This window comes from Luteimonas dalianensis (genome assembly GCF_049339425.1).
Taxonomy (GTDB): domain Bacteria; phylum Pseudomonadota; class Gammaproteobacteria; order Xanthomonadales; family Xanthomonadaceae; genus Luteimonas; species Luteimonas dalianensis.
Map to the genome: position 1 here is coordinate 21,103 of NZ_JBMPPO010000006.1, position 24,669 is coordinate 45,771.

Annotated in this window: 26 protein-coding genes; 22 read left to right on the forward strand and 4 right to left on the reverse strand. The window is 71.9% G+C overall.

From position 1 onward, the window contains the following. Positions 1-38: 38 nt before the first annotated feature. The 14 genes from ACOZ90_RS09710 to pncB all read left to right on the forward strand — a co-directional run bounded on the left by ACOZ90_RS09710 (position 39) and on the right by pncB (position 12,769). Entirely contained in the window at positions 39-569 is a 531-nt protein-coding gene (locus tag ACOZ90_RS09710) for a hypothetical protein (RefSeq protein WP_422893456.1), read from the forward strand. Further along, the gene (xpsF, locus tag ACOZ90_RS09715) at positions 566-1,783 is read left to right on the forward strand and encodes a type II secretion system protein XpsF (protein ID WP_422893457.1); all 1,218 of its coding nucleotides are present in this window, start codon (positions 566-568) and stop codon (positions 1,781-1,783) included. Before ACOZ90_RS09710 ends, xpsF begins: the two co-directional genes overlap by 4 nt. Positions 1,784-1,786: 3 nt before the next feature. After that, positions 1,787-2,233, forward strand: a complete 447-nt coding sequence (gene gspG, locus ACOZ90_RS09720) for a type II secretion system major pseudopilin GspG (RefSeq protein ID WP_422893458.1) — start codon at positions 1,787-1,789, stop codon at positions 2,231-2,233. A gap of 133 nt (positions 2,234-2,366) precedes the next feature. Then, entirely contained in the window at positions 2,367-2,825 is a 459-nt protein-coding gene (xpsH, locus tag ACOZ90_RS09725) for a type II secretion system protein XpsH (protein WP_422893459.1), read from the forward strand. Continuing rightward, the gene (gene xpsI / locus ACOZ90_RS09730) at positions 2,822-3,238 is read left to right on the forward strand and encodes a type II secretion system protein XpsI (protein WP_422893460.1); all 417 of its coding nucleotides are present in this window, start codon (positions 2,822-2,824) and stop codon (positions 3,236-3,238) included. The genes xpsH and xpsI overlap by 4 nt, the downstream gene beginning before the upstream one ends. Positions 3,239-3,369: 131 nt before the next feature. Beyond that, positions 3,370-4,014 carry a prepilin-type N-terminal cleavage/methylation domain-containing protein gene (locus ACOZ90_RS09735; protein ID WP_422893461.1) on the forward strand — a complete coding sequence of 215 codons (645 nt, stop codon included), beginning with the start codon at positions 3,370-3,372 and terminating at the stop codon, positions 4,012-4,014. Continuing rightward, positions 4,011-4,889 carry a type II secretion system minor pseudopilin gene (locus tag ACOZ90_RS09740; protein WP_422893462.1) on the forward strand — a complete coding sequence of 293 codons (879 nt, stop codon included), beginning with the start codon at positions 4,011-4,013 and terminating at the stop codon, positions 4,887-4,889. The genes ACOZ90_RS09735 and ACOZ90_RS09740 overlap by 4 nt, the downstream gene beginning before the upstream one ends. Before the next feature lie 138 nt (positions 4,890-5,027). After that, on the forward strand, positions 5,028-6,185 hold the full coding sequence (locus ACOZ90_RS09745) for a PilN domain-containing protein (protein WP_422893463.1): 1,158 nt from the start codon (positions 5,028-5,030) through the stop codon (positions 6,183-6,185). Next, positions 6,166-6,783 carry a type II secretion system protein GspM gene (gene gspM / locus ACOZ90_RS09750; RefSeq protein WP_422893464.1) on the forward strand — a complete coding sequence of 206 codons (618 nt, stop codon included), beginning with the start codon at positions 6,166-6,168 and terminating at the stop codon, positions 6,781-6,783. Before ACOZ90_RS09745 ends, gspM begins: the two co-directional genes overlap by 20 nt. Then, on the forward strand, positions 6,773-7,486 hold the full coding sequence (locus ACOZ90_RS09755) for a hypothetical protein (RefSeq protein ID WP_422893465.1): 714 nt from the start codon (positions 6,773-6,775) through the stop codon (positions 7,484-7,486). The genes gspM and ACOZ90_RS09755 overlap by 11 nt, the downstream gene beginning before the upstream one ends. Positions 7,487-7,499: 13 nt before the next feature. After that, positions 7,500-9,785, forward strand: a complete 2,286-nt coding sequence (gspD, locus tag ACOZ90_RS09760) for a type II secretion system secretin GspD (protein WP_422893666.1) — start codon at positions 7,500-7,502, stop codon at positions 9,783-9,785. Positions 9,786-9,800: 15 nt separating this feature from the next. Continuing rightward, positions 9,801-10,673, forward strand: coding sequence for a glycosyltransferase family 2 protein (locus ACOZ90_RS09765; RefSeq protein ID WP_422893466.1), 873 nt, complete (start codon positions 9,801-9,803; stop codon positions 10,671-10,673). Beyond that, the gene (locus tag ACOZ90_RS09770; RefSeq protein WP_422893467.1) at positions 10,670-11,548 is read left to right on the forward strand and encodes a glycosyltransferase family 2 protein; all 879 of its coding nucleotides are present in this window, start codon (positions 10,670-10,672) and stop codon (positions 11,546-11,548) included. Before ACOZ90_RS09765 ends, ACOZ90_RS09770 begins: the two co-directional genes overlap by 4 nt. Before the next feature lie 18 nt (positions 11,549-11,566). Then, positions 11,567-12,769 carry a nicotinate phosphoribosyltransferase gene (pncB, locus tag ACOZ90_RS09775; RefSeq protein WP_422893468.1) on the forward strand — a complete coding sequence of 401 codons (1,203 nt, stop codon included), beginning with the start codon at positions 11,567-11,569 and terminating at the stop codon, positions 12,767-12,769. Here the strand turns inward: pncB and pyrF are convergent. Both pyrF and ettA read right to left on the reverse strand, forming a co-directional pair. Further along, positions 12,760-13,584 (reverse strand): orotidine-5'-phosphate decarboxylase, encoded by an 825-nt coding sequence (pyrF, locus tag ACOZ90_RS09780; RefSeq protein WP_422893469.1) that lies wholly within the window; start codon positions 13,582-13,584, stop codon positions 12,760-12,762. The genes pncB and pyrF overlap by 10 nt on opposite strands. A gap of 78 nt (positions 13,585-13,662) precedes the next feature. After that, positions 13,663-15,324 (reverse strand): energy-dependent translational throttle protein EttA, encoded by a 1,662-nt coding sequence (gene ettA / locus ACOZ90_RS09785; protein WP_422893470.1) that lies wholly within the window; start codon positions 15,322-15,324, stop codon positions 13,663-13,665. A gap of 202 nt (positions 15,325-15,526) precedes the next feature. Here ettA and glyA point away from each other — a divergent pair, with 202 nt between their 5' ends. The 8 genes from glyA to thiL all read left to right on the forward strand — a co-directional run bounded on the left by glyA (position 15,527) and on the right by thiL (position 22,137). Next, positions 15,527-16,795 (forward strand): serine hydroxymethyltransferase, encoded by a 1,269-nt coding sequence (glyA, locus tag ACOZ90_RS09790; RefSeq protein ID WP_422893471.1) that lies wholly within the window; start codon positions 15,527-15,529, stop codon positions 16,793-16,795. 3 nt (positions 16,796-16,798) lie between these two features. After that, entirely contained in the window at positions 16,799-17,338 is a 540-nt protein-coding gene (gene nrdR / locus ACOZ90_RS09795; RefSeq protein WP_422893472.1) for a transcriptional regulator NrdR, read from the forward strand. A gap of 26 nt (positions 17,339-17,364) precedes the next feature. Next, positions 17,365-18,435 carry a bifunctional diaminohydroxyphosphoribosylaminopyrimidine deaminase/5-amino-6-(5-phosphoribosylamino)uracil reductase RibD gene (gene ribD, locus ACOZ90_RS09800; protein WP_422893667.1) on the forward strand — a complete coding sequence of 357 codons (1,071 nt, stop codon included), beginning with the start codon at positions 17,365-17,367 and terminating at the stop codon, positions 18,433-18,435. Then, positions 18,435-19,028, forward strand: a complete 594-nt coding sequence (locus ACOZ90_RS09805; protein WP_422893473.1) for a riboflavin synthase — start codon at positions 18,435-18,437, stop codon at positions 19,026-19,028. The genes ribD and ACOZ90_RS09805 overlap by 1 nt, the downstream gene beginning before the upstream one ends. A 66-nt stretch (positions 19,029-19,094) precedes the next feature. Next, a complete protein-coding gene (gene ribB / locus ACOZ90_RS09810; RefSeq protein WP_422893668.1) occupies positions 19,095-20,144 on the forward strand; it encodes a 3,4-dihydroxy-2-butanone-4-phosphate synthase in 1,050 nt (349 codons plus the stop codon). A gap of 60 nt (positions 20,145-20,204) precedes the next feature. Beyond that, the gene (gene ribH, locus ACOZ90_RS09815; RefSeq protein WP_422893474.1) at positions 20,205-20,672 is read left to right on the forward strand and encodes a 6,7-dimethyl-8-ribityllumazine synthase; all 468 of its coding nucleotides are present in this window, start codon (positions 20,205-20,207) and stop codon (positions 20,670-20,672) included. Further along, positions 20,669-21,130 (forward strand): transcription antitermination factor NusB, encoded by a 462-nt coding sequence (nusB, locus tag ACOZ90_RS09820; protein ID WP_422893475.1) that lies wholly within the window; start codon positions 20,669-20,671, stop codon positions 21,128-21,130. Before ribH ends, nusB begins: the two co-directional genes overlap by 4 nt. A gap of 44 nt (positions 21,131-21,174) precedes the next feature. Then, positions 21,175-22,137 (forward strand): thiamine-phosphate kinase, encoded by a 963-nt coding sequence (gene thiL, locus ACOZ90_RS09825; protein WP_422893476.1) that lies wholly within the window; start codon positions 21,175-21,177, stop codon positions 22,135-22,137. A gap of 31 nt (positions 22,138-22,168) precedes the next feature. Here thiL and ACOZ90_RS09830 read toward each other — a convergent pair whose 3' ends face one another. Together ACOZ90_RS09830 and ACOZ90_RS09835 are read right to left on the reverse strand one after the other, a co-directional pair. Further along, positions 22,169-23,335: a MalY/PatB family protein gene (locus ACOZ90_RS09830; protein WP_422893477.1), complete on the reverse strand. Its 1,167-nt coding sequence runs from the start codon at positions 23,333-23,335 to the stop codon at positions 22,169-22,171. Then, positions 23,332-24,642, reverse strand: a complete 1,311-nt coding sequence (locus ACOZ90_RS09835; protein ID WP_422893478.1) for an APC family permease — start codon at positions 24,640-24,642, stop codon at positions 23,332-23,334. Before ACOZ90_RS09835 ends, ACOZ90_RS09830 begins: the two co-directional genes overlap by 4 nt. Positions 24,643-24,669: the final 27 nt, after the last annotated feature.

Consider the following 24,669-nt stretch of genomic DNA (forward strand, 5'->3'; position numbering starts at 1 on the left):
GCTGGCTTCCCGTCCCCTGCGCGGTCGCGGTGGCGGTCGTGGCCGCCGCCGCACCGGCGCATGCGCTGTCCCGGTATGACGATGGCGATGTGGCGCTGTCAACGGTCGATGGCGTCCCGTGCTTTGCAGTCGAGCGTTACCTGGGGCCGATCTCGCTGTTCTGGACGCGCAAGTTCCGCCCCGTGGATGGTCGGTTCACCGTGTACTCGGCCAGTGTCAGCTCGCGCCAGCCGCCGCATGCGCTGATGTGGGCCATCGATGCCCCGGAGCGAACCGCGGGCTGGGCGCTGGACCGCGGGCAGTGCATCGCGCTGGGCGCCCGTCCCCGTGGGGTGCAGACGGTGATCGGTGAGCGCGGGCTTCCGCTGCCCCCGGGGACGTACGAAGTGATGTTGCGCGTGCGCGACCTGCATCGTGGAGGGGGCGGGCGGCTGACCGCGCTGTTCTGCATTGATGATGACGGGCGCATGCTGGCCGGCAGCAAAGACGCGGGCGCCATGCGGTGTGGCGCCATGGTTGCCGCGGACGACCGCATCCGGGCCCCGGCGCCGCTGCTGGAGGCGCCATGACCCTGTACCGCTACAAGGCACTGAACGCGCGCGGCGAGACGCTCGATGGCCAGATGGAGGCTGCGAGCGAGGCCGAGGTGGTGCTGCGGCTGCAGGAGCAGGGGCATTTGCCGGTGGAGGCGCGGCCGGCGGGCGAGGGCGGCGGCGCTCGCAGCTGGCGGACGCTGTTCAGGCCCAAGCCCTTCTCCGGCCAGCGGCTGGTGCAGTTCACCCAGCAGCTGGCGACCCTGCTCAACGCCGGCCAGCCGCTCGACCGGGCGCTGACGATCCTGCTTGACCTGCCCGAGGACGAGGCGGCCAGGCGCACCATCGCCGACATCCGCGAGGCGGTGCGCGGCGGCAGCCCGCTGTCGCAGGCGCTGGAGCGCCAGCACGGCACGTTCTCGCGGCTGTACGTGAACATGGTGCGTGCAGGCGAGGCCGGCGGCACCCTGCAGGAGACCCTGCAGCGGCTGGCCGAATACATGGAGCGCAGCCGCGAGCTGCGCGGGAGGGTGGTCAACGCGCTGATCTACCCGGCGATCCTGGTGGTGATGGTGGGGCTGTCGCTGTTGTTCCTGCTGGGCTACGTGGTGCCGCAGTTCGCCGGCATGTACGAGAGCCTGGACGCGGAGCTGCCGGTGTTCACCCGGTTGGTGCTGGGCGTGGGCGAGCTGGTGCGCGACTGGTGGCTGCTGCTGCTGGCGATCCCGCTGCTGGCGCTGCTGTGGTTCGACCGCAGGCTGCGCAACCCGGAATTCCGGGCCCGCTTCGACGAGTGGATCCTGGGTGCGAAGGTGGCCGGCACGCTGGTCGCGCGACTGGAAACCGCGCGCCTGGCGCGCACCCTGGGCACCCTGCTGCGCAACGGCGTGCCGCTGCTGGCGGCGCTGGGGATCAGCCGCAACGTGCTGGGCAACCGGGCCCTGGCCGCCGACGTGGACGCCGCCGCCGAGCAGGTCAAGGGCGGCGCCGGGCTGTCCTCGGCGCTGGGGCGCGGGGAGCGCTTTCCGCGGCTGGCGCTGCAGATGATCCAGGTCGGCGAGGAGTCAGGCGCGCTGGATGCGATGCTGCTCAAGACCGCCGACACCTTCGAACAACAGACCGCCCAGGCGCTGGATCGCATGCTGGCGGCGCTGGTTCCCGCGGTAACCCTGCTGCTGGCCGCCATCGTGATGGTGGTGATCCTGGCGGTGCTGGTTCCCATCTACGATCTCACCAATGTCATAGGTTGATGCATGAACAACTTCCGCAACAGTCGACGTCACCAGCCCCGCATCGGCAAGGCCGCGCAGCGCGGCTTCAGCCTGATTGAAATCATCGTGGTGGTGGTGCTGATCGGCGGCATCGTCGCCTTCGCCGCCAGCCGCATCCTGGGCGGCGGCGACCGCGCCCGGGTCAACCTGGCCCAGGCCCAGGTGCAGACCCTGGCCGGCAAGGTCGACAACTACGAGATGGATACCGGCACGTTGCCCGACCGGCTGTCCGACCTGGTGGTGCAGCCCTCGGGCGTGAGCGGCTGGCTGGGCCCGTATGCGACCGAGTCCGAGCTCAACGATCCGTGGAATACGCCCTTCGAGTTCCGCGTGCCCGGCGATGGCAGGCGCTACGACATCGTCAGCTACGGCGCGGATCGGCAGCCGGGCGGTGAGAGCGTGAATGCGGATATCCGGATCCAGCAGTAGGGCGGTTCGTCGCGTGGCGGGTGGCGGGACTGGCCGGGGGGAAGGTGGCCGGGGGGAAAGCGGCTGGGGGAAAAGCGGTGTCGGCCGGTCATTCACTTTCGTCAGCCGTTGCGACGGCACTGTTCGTGCCCGGGTGGTGGGTTCGCGGGGGCGCGGGCGCGGATTCACGCTGATCGAGGTGCTGGTGGTGGTGGGCCTGATCGCCATCGCCGGCGTGCTCTCGGTGGGGATCCTCGGCGGTGGGCTGGAGCGGATGCAGCTGCGTTCGGCGGCCGGGGACATTGCCGCCAACCTGCGCTTCACCCGCGCCCACGCGCTGGCCACCGGGACGCCGCAGCGGTTCTCGATCGATCCGGTTCAACGCAGCTGGCAGGCGCCGCGCGAGCGCAGCGGCACGATCCCGGAGCGGCTGGAGGTGGAGTTCACCGGCGCGCGCGAGATGCAGGAGCGCGACGGGGAGGGCGTGATCGTGTTCTTCGACGACGGCGCATCGTCGGGCGGGCGGGTGCGGCTGGAGGCCGGTGATGCGCGCTGGGACGTGGACGTGGCCTGGCTGACGGGGGAAGTGCGGGTGCATCGGGGGCGGCGGTGAGCCAGCGTACGCGCGGCTACACCCTGATCGAGGTGCTGGTCGCCTTCGCGGTGCTGGCGCTGGCGCTGACCGTGCTGCTGGGAACGCTCTCGGGCGCCACCCGCCAGGTGCGCTGGTCGGCCGATGCCGGCCGCGCCGCACTGCACGCGCAGTCGCTGGTGGCGCAGGTGGGCGTGGGCGAGGTGCTGGTGCCCGGACAGCGCGGGGGCGAGCTGGACGCGGGGCGCTACCGCTGGCAGCTGGAGGTCGAGCCGTGGGTTGATCCGCAGCTGCCGGTGGCGCCGCTGGCCGATCCGTTCGGGTCGCAGATGATGGCCATCCGGCTGACGGTCGAGTGGGGCGAGGGCGGGCCGCGCGAGCGGCTGGTGGTGGAGTCGCTGCGGCTGGTGGCGGCGGAGGGGGTGGCGCTGTGAAGCAGCAGGCTGTTCATTTGCGCAAGCCGTTGCGACGGCATTGTTCGTGTCCCGGCGGCGGGTTCGCGGGGGCGCGGCGATTCGTTTTCGCAAGCCGTTGCAACGGCACTGTTCGTGTTCCGGCGGGTGGGTTGCGCGGGCGCGGATTCACGCTTATTGAAGTACTGGTGGCCACCGCGCTGCTGGCCGCCGGGCTGGCGCTGGCGTTCGCCACCCTGCGCGCGGCCACCGCCACGGTCGAGCGCGGCGAGCAGATGGCGCGCTACAGCGAGCGCGTGCGGGCCGTGGACGGTTTCCTGCGCCGGCGGCTGGCGTCGGCGCATTCGGCGGTGTTCGAAGTCGACGAACGCACCGGGCAGGCGGCGCGCTTCATCGGCGAAGCAGACCGCATCCGCTTCGTCAGCGACCTGCCGCCGTACCTCGGCCATGGCGGGCCGGCGCTGCACGATGTGGCCGTGGTGCGCGGCCGTGACGGCGTCCGCCTGGAGGTGTCGTTTGCCACCGTGCTTGCCGGCCAGACCTGGCCCGACGACCCGCCGCGCGCGCCCGAGCCGCTTGCCGAAGACCTGCGCAGCGTGCGCTTGAGCTACCGCGGCCTGGATCGCGAGGGCGCATTGACCGGCTGGCTCAGCCAGTGGCCCGATCCGTCCCAGCTGCCGGTGCAGGTGAGGATTGAAATCGAAGACGAGCGCGAAGGCCCGTGGCCGACCCTCGTGGTGTCGCTGGTGCAGGGGCAGGGTCGGCTGGACGGGGCTGCGCAGGAGCTTGGGCTGTGACCGGTCGCCGAGGCGGAGCGGGCGAGCGCGGCGCGGCGCTGCTGCTGGTGCTGTGGCTGATCGTGCTGCTGACCGCGCTGGTGGGGGCGTTCGCGCTGACCGCGCGGGTCGAGCAGATGCAGGGCCGGGTGCTGGCGCACGCGGTGGTCGGCGACCAGGTCGCGCGCGCCGGCCTGGAGTACGCGCTGCTGCGCCTGCGCGACACCGATCCGCAGGCGCGCTGGATCCCCGACGGCCGTCCCTACGAGTGGGACTTCAACGGCGTGCCGCTGGAGCTGCGCATCGTGGATGAAACCGGCAAGGTCGACCTCAACGGCGCCGACCAGGCCCTGCTGGCCGGGCTGATGGCCGCGCTGGGTGCCGAGCCCGCGGATGCCGAGCGGCTGGCCGGGGCGATCATCGACTGGCGCGACCCGGACGACCTGGGCCAGCTGGTGGGCGCGGCCGAGGATCCGCAGTACGCCGCGGCGGGGCTGCCCTACGGCGCCAAGGACGCCCCGTTCGAGGCGGTATCTGAGCTTGAGCTGGTGCTCGGCATGCCGCCGGAGCTGGCCGCGGGCATGGCCGGGCACGTCACCGTGCACGCCGGCCGGCCGCGCCCGGATCCCAATTACGCCGGCGCGGTGGTGCTGCAGGCGATGGGGATCGACCCCGAACCGGTGCTGGCGGGCCGGCAGATGGAGGATGAAAGCCTCGGGGCGGGCGCGTTCGCCGGTACCGGCAGCGGCACCTGGAGCATCGACAGCCGTGCCCGCCTGCCCGATGGCCGCCAGTCGCGCCTGCAGGCGGTGGTGCGTGCCGGCGGCGGATTGCCGGGCGCGGCCTACACGCCGCTGCGCTGGAAACAGGGAGCGGTCGCGCCGGATGGTGACTGAGCCGGACACCGTGATGGGGCGTGTAATATCGACAGCCGCGCGGCCGGATGGCGCGCGATGGAAGGCGGGCGGGCCGGGGGGGCGCCCGGCGTGGACAGGATCCAACCTTGCGGGAAGGGAGGGCGCTGCGGCACCCGGATGACGACTGACGCCGACATTGCTGGGCCTGCGCCGCTGCGCAAGCGACTGGGGCGCGCGGCCGGGGGCCGCCTGGCGCCGGGCATCGGCGGCTTCTGGCGCTGGTGGGGGCTGGCGCTGGCAAGCTGGCTGCCGGTGCGCATGCGCGACCTGCTGCAGCTGGACGGCCGCCGCCTGCTGCTGCGCCACGCTGGCGGCGAGCTGCGGGTCGCGCTGGAGCGCAGCGGCCAGGCCCGCGAACTGGTGCGCCTGCCCTGGCAGGCCGATGGCACCGGTGAAGACCCGCTGCAGGGCCTGCTGCCGCCGGCGCTCGCGGCGCTTCCGCGCTGGCTGGTGCTGCCCGCCGGTGCCGCGCTGCGGCGGCCGATGCAGGTGCCGGCGGCGGCCGCGGACAGGCTGCGGGAAGTATTGGGATTCGAGATCGACCGGCAGACGCCGTTCACCGCAGAAGAAGTGCGCCATGACGCGCGGGTGACCGGCCGCCGTGACGATGGCCAGCTGGAGGTGGAGCTGGTGGTGGTGCCGCGGCCGGTGTGCGATGCCGCGGTCGCCGGGGTCGGCGGCGCCGGCGCGGGCCTGGCCGGGATCGACCTGGACGATGCGAACGGCGAGCCGCTGGAGGTGAACCTGCTGCCCGAGGCCGGCCGCCATCGCCGCAGCGATCCCTGGCAGCGCTGGAACCTGGCCCTGGCCGCACTGGCGGTGCTGGCCATTGCCAGCGCGATGTGGATGGTGCTGGACAACCGCCGCGAGGCCGCCGATGCGTTCGAGCAGGCGTCGCTGGCGCGCATCGTCCAGGCCCGCGAGGCCTCCGACCAGCGCCGCCAGGTGGTCGACCATATCGAAGGGATGCAGTACCTGGCCGGGCTGCGGGCCGAGCGGCCGACGATGGTGGAGATCCTCGACGAGCTGAGCCGGCGCCTGCCGGACAACTCGTTTCTGGAACGGATGTCGGTGGAGAACGACCGCCTGCTGCTGATCGGCCAGAGCACCGAGGCGTCCGCGCTGGTGCGCGAGCTGGGCGGGTCGCAGCTGTGGCGCGCCCCGGCGCTGGCAGGCGCGCTGCAGCAGGATCCGCGCAGCCGCCGCGACCGCTTCACCGTGACCGCGGATCTGGCGGTGGACAACGGAGGCGCCGGTGCGCAGGCCGATCCCTGACCGCGAGCGCTGGCTGGCGCTGGGCCTGCTGTTGCTGGCGCTGGCCGTGGCCTACCTGGTGCTGGTGCACCCGTGGTGGACGCGGCCGATGCTGGAGCTGGACGCGCGCATCGAGGCCCTGCAGCAGCGCGACCTGCGCGCACGCATGGCGCTGTCCCAGCAGCCGCAGGTGCTCGAGCAGCTGCAGGCGCTGCAGGAACAGGCCGCGCGCGAACCGGGCTTCATGGCCGAATCCAGCCTCGAGCGTGCCACCGCGGCCCTGGTGCAGCATCTGGAAACCACCGTCGCCCAGGCCAGCCCCGGCAACCGCAGCTGCGCGATCATCAACCGCTCGCCGATGACCGATGCGCGCGACCAGCGGTTCCCGCGCGCGGTGGTGGGGGTGCGCCTGCGCTGCGGCGGGGCCGAGCTGGCCAGCGTGCTGCACGCGCTGGAAAGCGGCGCGCCGCGGCTGTTCGTTGACAACCTCAACCTGCTGGCACAGCAGTCGTTCTCCGATGCGGGCGCGCCGGGGCAGGGGCTGGGCCTGGACGTGAGCTTCGACCTGGTCGGCTACGTGCGGCCGTCGTCGCAGGCGGGGAGTGCCGATGCGGATTGACGATGCCGGCCCCCGCACCTGGCTGCTTGCGGCGGTGGCGCTGTGGGCGGCGTGCACGTGGGTGCTGGCTGCCGCCGGCCTGGGCGGAAAGGTGGAGCCGCTACCCGAGGATCCGTCGCTGCTGCAGCCGCTGCAGCAGGGCGGTGGCGATGCCGTGGAACGGCTGGGCCCGCCGGGACAGTACGCCGCCATCGTGGATCGCGCGCTGTTCGCGCCAGACCGCAAGCACCGGCCGTTCTTCCTGGAGGCGGACGGCCAGGACGATGGCGACGCGCCGGCCGGGTTCGACGTGGTGTTGACCAGCGTGCTGATCACGCCCGACCTGGAGATGGCGATCGTGCAGCGCGAGGAGGACGGCGTGCCGATTTCGTTCCGCCTCGGCGAGTCCGCGCCGCAGGCGCCCGGCTGGACGCTGGTGGCGGTGGCCCCGCGCAGCGCCACCTTCACCGGCCCGGAGGGGGAGCGCAGGCTGGAGATGCGGGTGTTCGACGGCGTCGGCGGCCAGCCGCCCACGCGGGTCGCGTCCGAATCGGCCGAATCGGTCCTGCAGGCAGAGGCGCCGGTGGAAGCCGAAGCGGACGCCGACCCCACCCCGGCCTCGCAGGCCGAGGCGATCCGGCGCAGGATCGAGGAGCGCCGCGCACGCCTGCGCGAGCAGCAATCACAGCCGCAGCCGCCGGCAGCGGCGAGGGAGAACCCTTAGAGTGCAGCCCATGATGTTTTCCAACCGGATCAAGGCGGCCCTGGTCGCCACCCTGGCGATGCTGCTGGCCGGATGCGCCACGCCGATGCCCGGCATCCAGCGCGCGGGAACCACCGACGCACCGCCGATGCCGGTCATCCAGGCCGAATCGCTCGAAGACACCGACCAGCAGCCCCGCGCCCAGGTGCGCCACGGCAGCGGCCAGACCATCAACCAGGCCGCCGCCAGCGCGCCGCGCCCGGGCCTGGCGGCGAGCAGCGGCGAATCCACCTTCAACTTCGAGGGCGCGCCGCTGCACGCGGTGGTCAAGGCGGTGCTGGGCGACATGCTCGGCCAGAACTACGTGATCGCGCCGGAGGTGCAGGGCACGGTGACCCTGGCCACGCCGCGGCCGGTGGGCGCGGCCGGCGCGCTGAACCTGCTGGAGATGGTGCTGGGCTGGAACAACGCGCGCATGATCTACAGCGGCGGGCGCTACAACATCGTCCCGGCCGAGGGCGCGGTGGCCACCGGCACGGTGTCGCCGCGGGCCGGCGGCACCGAGGGCGCGCGCGGCTTCGAGGTGCGCGCGGTGCCGCTGCGCTACATCTCGGCCACCGAGATGGGGAAGGTGCTCGAGCCCTACGCGCGCCCGGACGCGATCGTCAGCGCCGACAACGCCCGCAACGTGATCACCGTGGCCGGCACCCGCACCGAGCTGGACAACTACCTGCGCACGATCGAGATCTTCGACGTCGACTGGCTGGCGGGGATGTCGGTGGGCGTGTTCCCGCTGGAAACCGGCCGCGCCTCGCAGGTGGTGGGCGACCTGGAGGCGGTGTTCGGCGAGGACAGCGGTTCGCCGGTGGCGGGCATGTTCCGCTTCATGCCGCTGGACGGCGCCAACGCGATCATGGTCATCACCCCGCAACCGGCCTACCTGGGCGAGGTGCAGCGCTGGCTGGAGCGCATCGACAGCGCTGGCCGCGATGCGCGGCTGTATTCCTACGAGCTCAAGTACATCAAGGCGATGGACCTGGCCGACCGGCTGGCCGAGGTGTTCGGCGCCGGCGGCGGCCGCCGCGACGAGGGCGGCAGCGCCTCGCTGATGCCCGGCGTGCAGTCCACCAGCATGCGCAGCAGTGGCGTGGGCGGTCGCGGCAGCAGCCTGCCGGTGGGCGGGGATGTGGACGACGCCGCGGGCCGGCGCGGCCGCCAGGGCGCGCAGAACCGGCGCAGCGGCGGGGCGCGCGGCGGCGTGGGCGGCGCTGGCGGGGGCTTTGCCGGGGGCGGCGGGCAGCTGGATCTGGGCGAAGCGGGCCCCGGTTCGGGCAGCGTCACCCTGGAGGTCGATGGCGACCAGGTCGGCGTGTCGGCGGTGGAGGAGACCAACACCCTGCTGGTGCGCGCCACCTCGCAGGCCTGGAAATCGATCCGCGAAGTGGTCGAGCGCCTGGACGTGATGCCGATGCAGGTGCACATCGAGGCCCAGGTGGTGGAAGTGGCGCTGGAGGGCGCGCTGGAATACGGCGTCAACTGGTACTTCGAGCGCGCCGTCACCGATGCCGGCCTGCCCAGCGCGGTCGGCCGCAGCACCTGGAGCTCGCTGGCGGGCAACGTCAGCGGAACCCCGCTGGGCGGAACCGCGCCCGGGCTGAGCTGGACGTTCCTGGGCCGCAACGCGGCGGCGATCATCTCGGCGCTGGACGAAGTCAGCGACCTGCGCCTGCTGCAGACGCCGTCGGTGTTCGTGCGCAACAACGCCGAGGCCGAGCTCAACGTGGGCAGCCGGATCCCGGTCAACTCGGTGTCGATCAACCCGGTGGTGGGCAGCGATGCCGCCTACACCCAGGTGCAGTACCTGGACACCGGCATCATCCTCAAGGTACGCCCGCGGGTGACCCAGGACGGGATGGTGTTCCTGGACATCGCCCAGGAGGTCAGCTCGCCGCTGGGCGAGGTCGACGAATTCGGCAACGTGCGCATCGACACCCGCTACCTGAAGACCGAGGCGGCTGTGCAGTCGGGCGACACGGTGATGCTGGCGGGACTGATCAGCGAGGGCGCCACGAGCGGCTCGACCGGGCTCCCGGGCCTGAGCCGGCTGCCGGTGATCGGCGGCCTGTTCGGCCAGCAGCGGGTGCGCAACGAGCGCAGCGAGGTGATCATCCTGCTGACCCCCAACATCGTGCGCAATCCGCTGGAGGCGCGCCGCCTGACCGACGAGTACAGCCGCCGCTTCCGGGCGATGGAGCCGCTACACCAGCGCGAGGATGCAGCCCGCGCGGCGGAGCAGCGGGCCGTCGAAGGCGTGGACTGAACGGGCCGGCCGCCGATGCCTGACCTGCCGGTTGTCCTGCTGCCGCTGGGAACCGACGACGACGCGCTCGACGCCTGCCTGGCCGCGCTGGACGCCGGCACTCCCGCCGGTACCCGCGTGTGGCTGGCCGATGACGCCTGCGCCGGCCCGCGGGGACTGGCGATCGTCGAGAAATGGCTGGCGGGCACCCGCCTGCAGGCCGACTACAGCCGCCGCCAGCGCAGCATCGGCCAGGTCGCGCACCTGGACGAGGCGCTCAAGGCCTGCGGCGACGCCGACGTGGCGGTGCTCGCGCCCGATGCGATCCCGGCGCCGGGCTGGCTGCTGGCGTTGGTGGCGTGCTTCTCGCGCGATGCGTCGGTGGCCACCGCCACGCCGTGGTGCAACGCCGGCGAGGCGGCGGCGTGGCCGCGCATTGGCGAAGTGGAGCCCATTCCCGCCGAGCTGGATCGCATCGGCCGGGCCTGCGCGAAGCTGCCGCCGCTGCATCCCGAGCTGCCGGCCGCGGTGGGCCACGCGGTGCTGCTGCGTGGCAGTGCGCGCCAGCGGGTGGGCGGGCTGGATGCGTCCAGCTACCGCTCCTGGTACGCGGCGCTGATCGACCTGTCGCTGCGGCTGTCGGGACTGGGCTGGCGCAACGCCCTGTGCGAGACCGCGTTCGTGGCCCGCGGCGGAGAGGGCGGCCCGGCCGATGGCGACATGCCGGCGCTGGCGTCGCGCTGGCCGGGCTGGCATCCGCGTCTGGCGGATTTCATCATGCGCGACCCGCTGCGCGAGGCGCGCGCCCGGCTGCATGCCGAGGTCGCCGCGCTGGAAGGCGAGCCGCCGCAGCACGAGCTGTTTCCCGAGTCCGCTCCGCTGCCGGAAGACGGGGAGGCCGGGCCGTGAGCGGGATTGCGGCGGTGGTGGTGACTTTCGAAAGCGCCTCGACCATCGGCGAGTGCCTGGATCGCCTGCGCGCCGCCGAAGGGGTCGTGCAGGTGCGGGTGGTGGACAACGCGTCCAGCGACGACACGGTGGCGATCATCCAGCGCCACGCCACCGCCGATCCGCGGGTGCGCTTCATCGCCAATCCGGACAACCCGGGGTTCGGCAGCGCCTGCAACCAGGGCGTGGCGGCGGTGGATGCGGCGGATGCGCAGTGGGTCGCGCTCATCAATCCCGACCTGATGGTGGAACCGGACACGCTGGCGCGGATGACGGCCCTGGCGCGGGAGGCCGGCGCCGGCAATCAGGGTGGCGTCGGCGCGCCCTGCGTGCTGCTGGGCGCAGACCTCGTTGGCGGGGACGGCGTGCGCGACCCCGCCGCGCGGCGGCGGGCGCCGGACTTCGCCGCGATGCTGCGCGCGCTGGCCTCCGGCGGCGGAAGCACCTCGGCCTCCATGGCGATTCCGCCCGACGACGGCCTCGCGCTGCAGCCGGTGGAAGCGGTGTCCGGGGCGCTGATGCTGATGCCGCGCGCGCTGTTCGACCGGCTGGGCGGCTTCGATGAAGGCTACCGCCTGCATGCCGAAGACCTGGATCTATGCCGCCGTGCGCACGACTCCGGCGCGCTGGTCGCGGTGGCCAACCAGGTGCGGGTGTTGCACGTGCGCGGGGTGTCCAGCCGGGCGCGGCCGGTGTTCGTGGAATGGCACAAGCATCGCGGGCTGGCGCGCTACTTCCGCAGGTTCGAAGCGCCGCGCCGCAGCCTGCCGGTGCGCCTGCTGGTGTATGCGATGATCTGGGCCCGCTTCCCCTTCGCTGCGCTGCGCGCCCTGTAGCGCAGGCGCTGGATCCCCATGCCGGTCATCGAATCCCTGCTCGACACCGACCTGTACAAGCTCACCATGATGCAGGCGGTGCTGCACCAGCACCCCGCCGCACATGCCGCCTACCGGTTCCGCTGCCGCACGCCCGGCGTCGATCTTGCGCGGCACATCGATGCGATTTCCCGCGAGATCGATGCGCTGTGCGGGCTGCGCTTCACCAGCGAGGAGCTGGAATACCTGCGCGGGCTGCGCTTCATGAAGGCGGACTTCGTGGACTTCCTCGGCCTGTTCCGGCTGGATCGCAAGTACCTGACGCTGCGCGCCTCGCAGACCGGGCCCGGCGGGATCGAACTGGAGGTCGAGGGGCCGTGGCTGCACACCATCCTGTTCGAAGTGCCGCTGCTGGCGATCGTCAGCGAGGTGCACCTGCGGCAGGAGGCCGGTGCCGACGCGCAGGGGCAGGGCGTGCGCCGGCTGCGCGACAAGGCCGCCCGGCTGCGCGACGCGGTGGGCTTCGAGGACTGCCGCATCACCGATTTCGGCACCCGCCGGCGCTACTCGCGCGCCTGGCATGCGCAGGTGGTGGAAATGCTTGCGGCCGAGCTGGGGCCGAAGTTCGCCGGCACCAGCAACGTCGACCTGGCGCGCCGGCTGGGGCTGAACCCGCAGGGCACGATGGCCCACGAGTGGCTGCAGGCGTTCCAGGCGCTGGGGCCGCGGCTGCGCGACTCGCAGGCGGCGGCGTTCGACACCTGGGCACGCGAGTACCGCGGCGACCTGGGCATCGCGCTGACCGACGTGATCGGGCTGGAGGCCTTCCTGCGCGATTTCGACCTGTATTTCTGCAAGCTGTTCGACGGCATGCGCCATGACTCGGGCGATCCGTTCGAGTGGGGCGAGCGGATGATCGCGCACCTGGAGGGCTACCGGATCGATCCGCGCAGCAAGGTGCTGGTGTTCAGCGACGGCCTGGACATCGACCTGGTGATGCAGCTGTACGCCCGCTTCCGCGGCCGCGCGCGGATGTCGTTCGGCATCGGCACCAACCTGACCAACGACGTCGGCGTGGCGCCGCTGAGCGTGGTGATGAAGATGATCCGCTGCAACGGCCAGCCCGTCGCCAAGCTCAGCGACTCGCCCGGCAAGACCATGTGCGACGATCCGGGCTACCTCGCCTACCTGCGCCAGGTCTTCGAGGTCGCCCAGCCGGCAGGGGAAGAGGATCAGCGGTAGCGGTTGATGGTGTCGCGCAGTTTGCGGGCGGCGCCGGCGGCGGCTTGGGCGTAGTCCTCGCCGGATGACGCGTACAGGATCGCCCGCGAGGAGCTGACCATCAGCCCGGTGCCGTCGGCGCTGCGGGCGTTGCGCACCACCGCTTCCACGTCGCCGCCCTGGGCGCCCACGCCCGGCACCAGCAGCGGCATGTCGCCGACGATGGCGCGCACCTCGCGCAGCTGCTCCGGCCAGGTCGCGCCCACCACGAGGGCGCAGTTGCCGCTGCCGTTCCAGTCGCGGGCGATGGTTTCGGCCACGTGCTGGTACAGCGGGCGCTCGCCGGATGCGGTGCGCACCGGAAGATCCTGCAGGTCGCCCGCGCCGGGGTTGGAGGTGCGGCACAGGATCACCACGCCGCGGTCGGCGCGATCCAGGAACGGCTGCACCGAGTCGCGGCCGAGATAAGGGTTGGCGGTGACCGCGTCGGCGCGGTAGCGGTCGAAGGCCTCGGCCGCGTAGTGCTGCGCGGTGGAGCCGATGTCGCCGCGCTTGGCGTCCAGGATCACCGGCACGCCGGGGTGGGCGGCGTGCAGGTGCGCGATCAGCCGTTCCAGCGCGCCCTCGGCGCCGAGCGCGGCGAAGTGCGCGATCTGCGGCTTGAAGGCGCAGGCGTACCGCGCGGTGGCATCGGCGATGTCGCGGCAGAAGTTGAACACCGCGTCCGGGTCATCGGCGAAGCTGGCCGGAAACTTCGCCGGCTCCGGATCCAGCCCGACGCAGACCAGCGTGCCGGCGGTGTTCCAGCGGTTGCGCAGCGTGTCGATGAAGCTCATGGCCGGACTCCCGGTGCCCTGGTCGCCGGTGCCGCACCGGCCGGAGCGCCCCGCGCGGGATGCGGGGGCGCCAGTGGATTACTTCAGCGCCTTGAACCGCAGCCGCTTCGGGCCGGCGTCGTCGCCCAGGCGGCGCTTCTTGTCTTCCTCGTACTCGCGGTAGTTGCCCTGGAAGAACTCCACGTGCGAGTCGCCCTCGAAGGCCAGGATGTGGGTGGCGATGCGATCCAGGAACCAGCGGTCATGGCTGATCACGAACGCGTTGCCCGGGAACTCCAGCAGCGCGTCTTCCAGCGCGCGCAGGGTCTCGATGTCCAGGTCGTTGGACGGTTCGTCCAGCAGCAGCACGTTGCCGCCCTGGAGCAGGGTCTTGGCCATGTGCAGGCGGCCACGCTCACCGCCGGACAGCGAGCCGACCCGCTTCTGCTGATCCTGGCCCTTGAAGTTGAAGCGGCCGATGTAGGCGCGCGACTGGATCTCGATGCCGTTGATGTCGAGGATGTCGCGCCCGCCCGAAACCTCCTCGAACACGGTCTTGTCGCCTTCCAGCGCGTCGCGGCTCTGGTCGACGTAGGCCAGGTTGACCGTCGGGCCCATCTCGATCGTGCCCGAGTCCGGCTTCTCCTGCCCGGTGATCATCTTGAACAGGGTGGACTTGCCGGCGCCGTTGGGGCCGATGATGCCCACGATCGCGCCGCCCGGCACGATGAAGCTCAGGTCGTCGATCAGCACGCGGTCGCCGAAGCTCTTGGAGACGTTCCTGAACTCCATCACCTTGCTGCCCAGGCGCTCGCCGGGCGGGATGAAGATCTCGTTGGTCTCCTGGCGCTTCTGGTAGTCGACCGACTGCAGCTCCTCGATCCGGGCCAGGCGCGCCTTGCCCTTGGAGCGGCCGCCCTTGGCGTTGGAACGGGCCCACTCCAGCTCCTTCTGGATCGCCTTCTGGCGGGCCTTTTCCTGCGACTCCTCGCGCTTGAGCCGGTCTTCCTTCTGCTCCAGCCACTCGGTGTAGTTGCCCTTCCACGGGATGCCGCGGCCGCGGTCGAGCTCCAGGATCCACTCGGCGGCGTTGTCCAGGAAGTAGCGGTCATGGGTGACCGCCACCACGGTGCCGGGGTAGCGGGCCAGGAACTGCTCCAGCCACTCCACGGATTCGGCGTCCAGGTGGTTGGTGGGTTCGTCGAGCAGCAGCATGTCGGGCTTTTGCAGCAGCAGCTGGCACAGGGCCACGCGGCGCTTCTCGCCGCCGGACAGCTTGCCGATCTTCGCGTCCCAGGGCGGCAGGCGCAGCGCGTCGGCGGCCACTTCCAGCTGCTGCTCCAGGGTGTTGGCGTCGCCGCTGGCGAGGATCGCCTCCAGCCGCTCCTGCTCCTTGGCCAGGGCGTCGAAGTCGGCGCCTTCCTCGGCGTAGGCGGCATACACGGCTTCCAGCGCGGCCTGGGCCTGGAGCACCTCGCCCACGCCTTCCTCCACCGCCTCGCGCACGGTGTGCTCGGGATCGAGCTGCGGCTCCTGGGCCAGGTAGCCGACCTTGATCCCGGGCTGGGCCCGCGCCTCGCCCTCGAAGTCGGTGTCCACGCCGGCCATGATCCGCAGCACCGTCGACTTGCCGGCGCCGTTCAGGCCCAGCAGGCCGATCTTGGCGCCGGGGAAGAAGCTGAGCGAGATGTCCTTGATGATCTGCCGCTTGGGCGGCACGGTCTTGGACACCCGGTTCATGGTGTAGATGTATTGCGACATGGGGGCTCCGCAGGCAAAAGCCGGCCCGCCGGTGGCGGGCCGCGGGGTTGGACGGGTATCGGAGGATTATAGCTGGGGGCGGGGCCCGCGGATTGCCAGTCCCTGTACCGGAACAGCCCGTGGACGGGGCCTGGCGGGGCCGGAGAGTGGGCAAAAAAGCTACAATCGGCGCCTGTCCCCGCACCCGCCAGGAGTATTCCGGATGTTTCCCAAAGACGCCCGCATCGAAGGTTACGACCCGGAACTGGCCGCGGCCATCGCCGACGAGGGGCGCCGCCAGGAAGACCACGTCGAGCTGATCGCCTCGGAGAACTACGCCAGCCCGCGGGTGATGGAGGCCCAGGGCTCCAAGCTGACCAACAAGTACGCCGAGGGCTACCCGGGCAAGCGCTACTACGGCGGCTGCGAATTCGTGGACGTGGCCGAGCGGCTGGCGATCGACCGGCTGAAGGAGCTGTTCGGCGCCGACTACGCCAACGTGCAGCCGCACTCGGGCTCGCAGGCCAACCAGGCGGTGTACCTGTCGATGCTCTCGGCCGGCGACACCATCCTGGGCATGTCGCTGGCCCACGGCGGCCATCTCACCCACGGCGCCAAGCCCAACATCAGCGGCAAGCTGTTCAACGCGGTGCAGTACGGCGTGAACGACGACGGCCTGATCGACTACGACGAGGTCGAGCGGCTGGCGGTGGAGCACAGGCCGAAGATGCTGGTGGGCGGCTTCAGCGCCTACTCGCAGGTGGTGGACTGGGCGCGCTTCCGCGCCATCGCCGACAAGGTGGGCGCGATCCTGTTCGTGGACATGGCCCATGTGGCCGGCCTGGTGGCCGCGGGCGTGTATCCCAACCCGGTGCCGCATGCGCACGTGGTGACCTCCACCACCCACAAGACCCTGCGCGGGCCGCGCGGCGGCATCATCGTCGCCAGCCGCGAGGGTGCCGGCGAGATGTACGACGAGATGACCAAGAAGCTGCAGTCGATCGTGTTCCCGGGCCTGCAGGGCGGGCCGCTGATGCACGTGATCGCGGCCAAGGCGGTGGCGTTCAAGGAAGCGCTGGAGCCGGAGTTCAAGGCCTACCAGCAGCAGGTGGTGAAGAACGCGCAGGCGATGGCGAAGGTGGTCATCGAGCGCGGCTACCGGATCGTCTCCGGCGGCACCGAAAACCACCTGATGCTGGTCGACATGATCGGCAAGGGCGTGACCGGCAAGGCCGCCGAGGAGGCGCTGGGCCGGGCCCACATCACCGTCAACAAGAACGCGGTGCCCAACGATCCGCAAAAGCCCTTCGTGACCTCGGGCCTGCGCATCGGCACCCCGGCGGTGACCACGCGCGGTTACATGGAGCAGGACTGCATCGAGCTGGCCGGCTGGATGTGCGACGTGCTCGACGCGCCCGAGGACGAGGCGGTGATCGAGCGCGTGCGCGAGGCGGTCACCGCCCAGTGCCGGAAGTTCCCGGTCTACGGCTGACCCATGTACTGCCCCTTCTGCCAACACACGGAAACGCGGGTGATCGACTCGCGCGCGTCCGAGGACGGGGCCACCATCCGCCGCAGGCGCGAATGCGAGGCCTGCGGCGACCGCTTCTCCACCCTGGAGACGATCGAGCTCAAGCTGCCGGCGATCATCAAGTCCGACGGCCGCCGCGAGACCTTCGATGCGCGCAAGCTGCGCCACGGCTTCGACCGCGCGCTGCACAAGCGGCCGGTGTCGGAGGAGCAGATCGAGGCCGCGGTGCGGGCGGTGGTGCACCAGCTGCGCATGACCACCGAGCGCGAGGTCAGCTCGCGCCGGATCGGCGAGTTCGTGATCGCCGAGCTGCGCAAGCTCGACCACGTCGGCTTCGTCCGTTTCGCCTCGGTGTACCGCGCGTTCGAGGACGTGGCCGATTTCCGCGAGGAGCTGGATCGTCTGGAGCGCGAGCTGCCCGGCGAGGGCCAGCTGCCGCTGCCGGGCGTGGGCGGCGACGTGGTGCCCTTCGAGAAGGGTTCGGGCAAGGGCCGCAGGCGTTGAGCGGGTTCAGCGCCACCGACCACGCGATGATGGCCCGCGCGCTGCGCCTGGCCGAGCGCGGCCTGTACACCACCAAGCCCAATCCGATGGTCGGCTGCGTGATCGCGCACGGCGAGGAGGTGGTGGGCGAGGGCTTCCACGTCCACAAGGGTGGCGCGCATGCCGAGGTGCTGGCGCTGCAGGCCGCGGGCGAGCGTGCCCGCGGCGCGACCGCCTACGTGACCCTGGAGCCGTGCGCCCACACCGGCGACACCGGGCCCTGCGCGGATGCGCTGGTGGCCGCGGGCGTGGCGCGGGTGGTGGCGGCGATGCGCGATCCGTTCCCGCAGGTGGACGGCAAGGGCTTCGAGCGCCTGCAGGCGGCTGGGATCGAGGTCGCCTCCGGGCTGATGGAGGCGCAGGCCCGCGAGCTCAACGTGGGCTTCATTTCCCGCGTCGAGCGCGGCCGGCCGTGGGTGCGGGTGAAGCTGGCGATGAGCCTGGACGGGCGCACCGCGCTGGCCAGCGGCGATTCGAAGTGGATCACCGGCGATGCCGCGCGCCTGGACGGCCACCGCTGGCGCGCGCGCGCCGGGGCCATCCTCACCGGCGCCGGCACCATCATGGCCGACGACCCGCAGCTGACCGTGCGCCTGGGCGACGACACGCCGTTCGTGCCGCCGCTGCGGGTGGTGCTGGATCCGGGCCTGGCGACCATCGCCCGCGGCCGGGTGCGCGAGGGCGATGCGCCCACCGTGTACCTGCATGCCAGCGACGCCAAGCCGCCGCGCGGCCTGAACGTGCCGCGGGTGCCGCTGCCGGAAAAGAACGGGCATCTGGATCTGGGCGCGGTCATGCACGTGCTGGTGCAGCTTGGCGTCAACGAGCTGCACGTGGAGACCGGCGCGACCCTGGCCGGCGCGCTCATGACGGCGGGCCTGGTCGACGAGCTGCTGCTGTACGTGGCGCCGGTGCTGCTGGGCGATAACGCGCGGCCGCTGTTCGCCGGCCTGCGGGTGGAGGATATGGCCCACCGCTACCGGCTGCAGGTGGCGGAAACCTGCAGGGTCGGCGACGACCTGCGCATCCGCCTGCGCCCGCACCGGGACGCAGGCTGATGTTCACCGGCATCATCCAGGGCGTGGGCCGGCTGGCCGCGCTCGAGCCGCGCGGCGGCGACGTGCGGCTGCGGGTCGCCGTCGGCAGCCTGCCGTTCGACCAGGTCGAGCTGGGCGAAAGCATCGCGGTCAACGGCGTGTGCCTGACCGTGGTGGCGTTCGATGCGTCCGGCTTCAGCGCCGACGCGTCCAACGAAACCCTGTCCCTGACCACCCTGGGTTCGCTCGCCGAAGGCGACGCGCTGAACCTGGAGCGGGCGATGCGCCCGGACGACCGCCTCGGCGGCCACCTGGTCAGCGGCCACGTCGACGGCGTGGGCAGCGTCGCCGGGATCGAACCGGACGCGCGCGCCCAGCGCTGGCGCTTCCAGGCCCCGCCCGAGGTGCTGCGCTACGTGGCCAAAAAGGGCTCGATCTGCGTCGACGGGGTCAGCCTGACCGTGAACGAGGTCGACGATGCCGGCTTCGAAGTGGCCCTGATCCCGCACACCGTCGACCACACCCGCTTCGCCCACAACGGCGTTGGCGACCCGGTCAACCTGGAGGTCGACCTGATCGCCCGCTACGTCGAACGCCTGCTGCAGGCGCGATGAACCACCGAGATTGAAATGTCCTTTGCCCCCATCCCCGAACTGCTTGAGGAAATCCGCGCCGGCCGCATGGTCGTCATCGTCGACGACGAGGATCGCGAGAACGAAGGCGACCTGATCATGGCCGCCGAGCTGGTGCGCCCGGCCGACATCAACTTCATGGTCACCCACGCCCGCGGCCTGGTCTGCCTGTCGCTGACCCGCGAGCGCTGCGTGCAGCTCGGGCTGCCGCCGATGGTGCGCGACAACACGTCCTCGCACCACACCAACTTCACCGTCAGCATCGAGGCCGCCGAGGGCGTCACCACCGGCATCTCGGCCTATGACCGCGCCCACACCGTGCGCACCGCGGTCAAGCCGAACGCGGCGGCGTCCGACCTCGCCCAGCCCGGCCACATCTTTCCGCTGCAGGCGCAGCCGGGCGGGGTGCTCAGCCGCGCCGGCCACACCGAGGCGGCGGCCGACCTGGCGCTGATGGCGGGGCTGGAGCCTGCAGGCGTGCTGGTGGAAATCCTCAACCCCGACGGCACCATGGCCCGGCGCCCGGAGCTGGAGGCGTTCGCGCGCGAGCACGGGCTCAAGATCGGCTCGATCGAGGATCTGATCCGCTACCGCCTGGAAACCGAGCACACGGTCGAACGGGTCGACGAGCGCGAGGTCGAAACCGGCCACGGCCCGTTCCGCCTGGTCACCTACCGCGACCGCCTCAGCCACGGCCTGCACTTCGCCCTGGTGCGCGGCGAGCCGGATGCGGCGCAGCCGGCGCTGGTGCGGGTGCAGCCGCTGAACCTGCTGGCCGACGCGCTGCACTGGCAGCGCGCGGACTTCGGGCCGGCGGTGGGCGGCGTGCTGGAGCGGCTGGCCGGCGAGCCGTCCGGGGCGCTGGTGATGCTGGAAGACCGTACCGGCCCCGATGCTTTGCTCGATCGCATCCGCGAGGTGCCCGAGGCGCCGGCCGCAGGGCGCGGCAACGCGCTCAGCGAGTGGCGCCGCAACGGCGCCGGCAGCCAGATCCTGTCCGACCTCGGCTTCGGCCGCCTGCGCGTGCTCGGCACCCCGCGCAAGCAGGTGGGGCTGCCGGGCTTCGGCCTGGAAGTCGTCGAGTACGTCGCCCCGTAACGCCGGGCCCGGCCCGCCGGCATGTTCTAAACTCTCCATTCCCTCCAGGATCTTCTCCGCATGACCCACTACGAAGGCGATCTGCGCGTCCCCGCCAAGGCGCGTTTCGTCATCATCGCCAGCCGCTGGAACCCGCGCATCACCGATGCGCTGGTGGCCGGCGCGCGCAAGGCGTTCGAGGCCAACGGCGTGGAAGAGCACGCGATCGACGTGGTGCGGGTGCCCGGTGCGTGGGAAATCCCGGTGGTGGCCGCCCGCCTGGGGCGAACCGGCCAGTACGCCGCAGTGATCGCACTGGGCTGCGTGATCCGCGGCGACACCCGCCACTACGAGCAGGTGGCCGACGGCTGCAGCGAGGGCCTGATGCGCGCCGCGCTGGATACCGGCGTGCCGGTGATGAACGGCGTGCTTGCGGTTGAGGACGTGGAAGACGCCGAGCGCCGCGCCGGCGGCAGCCACGGCAACAAGGGCGAGGAGGCCGCGCTGGTGGCCATCGAGATGGCCGAGCTGATGGGCCGGCTGCCGTGAGCAGGCCCAGGCGCACCGACGGTGTCGATCCGGTTCACCGCACCCGCTCGCGCAGGCGCGCGCTGCAGGCGATCTACACCTGGCAGGTGGCCGGCGGCCAGCCGCAGGAAGTGATCGCCCAGTTCGCCCACGAGCAGGCGCACGAGATCGCCGACCTGGAGTACTTCGAAGACCTGGTGCGCGGCGTGCTGGCCCACCGCGACGCGCTGGATGCGTCGCTGGAACCGTTCCTGGATCGCGGCATCGACGAGGTCGACCAGATCGAGCGCGCCATGCTGCGCATCGCCGCCTACGAGCTGCAGCACCGCATCGACGTACCCTGGCGGGTGGTGATCGACGAGGCGCTGCGCACGGTCAAGCGCTTCGGCTCCGAGCACGGCCACACCTACGTCAACGGCGTGCTCGATCGCGCCGCCGCCCAGTGGCGGGCGGTCGAAGTGCAGGCCGGCCGCGGCTGAGGTGTTCCCGGCGGGCGCGGCCCGCTGAAGACGGAGGGCAGGCGATGGAATTCGACCTGATCGCACGTATCCGCAGCCGCGCCAGGCCGCGCGACGATGTCGTGGCCGGCATTGGCGACGACGCCGCGATGCTGCAGCCGGCCGCCGGGCACGAGCTGGTCGTGACCACCGACGTGCTCAACGCAGGCGTGCACTTCCTGGCCTCCGACGCGCCGGCGGACATTGGCTGGAAGGCCCTGGCGGTGAACCTGTCGGACTTGGCGGCGATGGGCGCCGCGCCGGCCTGGTGCACCCTCTCGCTGACCCTGCCGGATGCGGATGCGGCCTGGTGCGAGGCGATGCTGGACGGCTTCTTCGAGCTGGCCGACGCCCACGGCGTGGCCCTGGTGGGTGGTGACACCACCCGCGGGCCGCTGGCACTTGGCGTCACCGCCATGGGCCAGGTCGCCGCGGGCCGGGCGCTGCGGCGGGGCGCGGCCAGGCCGGGCGACGACGTCTGGGCCAGCGGCACGCTCGGCGACGCGGCGGCCGCGCTGGCGCAGGGGCAGGGCGCCGGTGACGTGGATGCGTTCCTGCGCGGCCGCCTGCGGCGGCCCACGCCGCGGATTGTCCTGGGAGCGGCCCTGGGCGGCCTGGCGCACGCCTGCATCGATCTTTCCGACGGCCTGGTGTCCGACCTGGGCCACGTCTGCACCGCCAGCGGCGTGGCTGCGGACGTCCGCCTGGACGCGCTTCCGGCCTCGCCCGCGCTGCGCGCCGCAACTGCCGACGATGCCACGCGCTGGACATGGCAGGTTGCCGGCGGTGACGACTACGAGCTCTGCTTCACCGCCCCTGCGGCCGCCCGCGAGGCCATCGATGCCGCCGCGGCTGGCGCCGGCGTGCCGGTCACCCGGATCGGCGCGATCATCGAAGCGCGGAATGGCGGGCCGGGGATCCGGCTGCTGGATTCATCAGGGCGCAGCTGGCAGCCGGCCCGCACGGGCTACCAGCACTTCGCCCCCTGACCACGAATGTAGGAGCGCGCATGGCGCGCTCCTACGCGGGTCGGGGGAGGGCTTTGGTCATGCGCTCCAGCGCCTCGACCAGGAGCGGGCGGGGCAGGGCGAAGTTGAAGCGCACGAAGCCGGCACCGGCGTCGCCGCATTCGCCGCCGTCGGTCAGGGCCACGCCGGCCTGGCGGAACAGCTGCTTGGCCGGCACCGGCAGCTCCAGCGCGCGCAGATCCAGCCACGCCAGGTAGGTGCCTTCCGGTACCCGGAAGCCCACCTGCGGCATGCGCCTGGCCAGGGTTGCGGCGAGCAGGTCGCGGTTGCCTTCCAGGTAGCCCATCACCGAATCCAGCCACGGCCCGCCCTGCCGGTAGGCGGCGGTGTTGGCGATCACGCCCAGGGTCGAGGTGGCGTGCCCGGCCAGCGGATGCATGCGCCGCCACGCGGCCAGGTCGTCGTCGTTGCTCAGCAGCAGCTGCGCGCACTTGAAGCCGGCCAGGTTCCAGCCCTTGGACGCCGAGGTCGCGGTGATCGCCTGCCGCGCCGCGGCTTCGCTCACCGACGCATACGGCACGTGTCGGTGCGGGGCGAAGACCAGCGGCGCGTGGATCTCGTCGCTGAACACCCGCACCCCGTGGCGCCCGGCCAGCTCGCTGAAACGCGTCAGTTCGTCACGGGTGAACACGCGCCCGAGCGGGTTGTGCGGATTGCACAGGATCGCCAGCCCGGCGCCGTCGGCGAAGGCGGCGTCCAGGGCGTCGAAGTCGAACTCCCAGCCGCCGCCGGTCTCCAGCATCGGCACCTGCACCGCCTCGTGGCCGAGCATGCGCAGCAGCGGCAGGAAGGGCATGTAGTTGGGCGTGGGCAGCACCACCTTCGTGCCCGCCGGCAACAGGTGGCGCAGCGCCAGCTCAAGCCCGGTCAGCACGTCCGGCAGCGGCTGGATCCGGGCCGGGTCGGGCCTCCAGCCGTAGCGTTCGGCGTGCCACTGGCTGCAGGCCTCGGCCAGGTCGGCGGTCAGCGCGTCGGTGAGGTAGCCGAACAGGTTGCGTTCGAGCGCGCCGTGCACCGCGGCCATCACCTCCGGCGCGGTGCCGAAGTCCATCTCCGCCACGAACGCGCCGATGCAGTCGGGGAACGCGTTCCACTTCAGCGCGCCGCTCGCCCGCAGGCCTTCGGCGGTCAGCGCGTCGAAATCCGCCGCCCCGGTCATCGGAAGCCGGGCCGCCGGAACACGTAGAACAGGCTGCCAATGCCCATCGCCGCGGCCACCGCCAGCAGGTTCCACAGGCTTGCGCTGGACAGCAGCCCGAGCGACACCAGCAGCGCCAGCACCGGGATCGCCGGCCCGCCGGGCAGGCGGAAGCTGTCCTCCGGCTCGCCGTACCTGCGATGCAGCACCAGCACGCTGGCGGCGGTGGTGATGTAGCCGATCAGCCGGGTCACCATCGACAGCACCGCCAGGGCCACGAACGAGCCGGTCATCGCCAGCGCCAGCGCGATCACGAACTGGGTGACGATCGCCGCGGCCGGGGTGCGGAAGCCTGCGTGGATGGAGGCCAGGTAGCGCGGGCCGTAGCCGTCGGCGGCCAGCGCGTGCAGGAAGCGCGGACCCAGCAGCATGGTGTTGTTGTTGGTGCCCAGGATCGACAGCGCCGCGCCCACCGTGAGCAGCAGGGCCATGCCCTCGCCGCCGAAGGTCGCGGCCGCGTCGGCGATCGGGGAGCTGGATTCGGCCAGCCCGGGCAGCACGCCCTGGGCCACCATCTGCACCGCCGCGTATAGCAGCGTGACCACCACGATCATCGCCAGCAGCGCGAAGGGCACGTTGCGCTTGGGAGTCTGGTATTCGCCCGCTGCCGCCGGCAGGTTCTCGAACCCGGCATAGGCGAACAGCAGCAGCAGCGCCGCCTCGCCCAGCTGGCCGTAGTCCTGCGGCCCGGGGCCGCCGAACGCCAGCCCCCAGTCCATGTGGAACAGGCCGATGAACACGAACACCAGCAGCGGCACCAGCTTGCACACCACCAGCACCACCGCCGCACGCGCCGCCCAGCTCACGCCGATCACGTTGACCGCGGTCAACAGCAGCAGCGAGCCGGCCACCACGGCGATACGGCCCGCGCCGCCGTCCACCGCGGCCGGTGCCCAGAACCGCGCCACCGCGTCCGCAAGCCCGTTGCTCAGCGAAGCGGCCACCACCACCCGGGTCAGCCAGATCGTCCAGCCGACCTGGAAGCCGACGAACGGCCCGAACGCCTCGCGCGCGTACAGGTACGCGCCGCCGGGCTGGTCGAAGTAGCTGGACGCCTTGGCGTAGCACAGCACCAGCAGCCCCACCGTGGCGCCGGCCAGCAGCACCGCCCACACGCTGAAGGAGCCGAGCATGAGGAACGCCGCCGCCGGCAGCAGGTAGATGCCGCTGCCGATGACGTCGTTGATCGACAGGCCGAGGATCTGCCAGCGTCCAACGTCGCGGCGCAGGGCCGGCTGCGCGCCTCCTCCCCCCTGGGCGGTGCTCATGCGGCGTTGCGATCCGGGCTGCGCTGG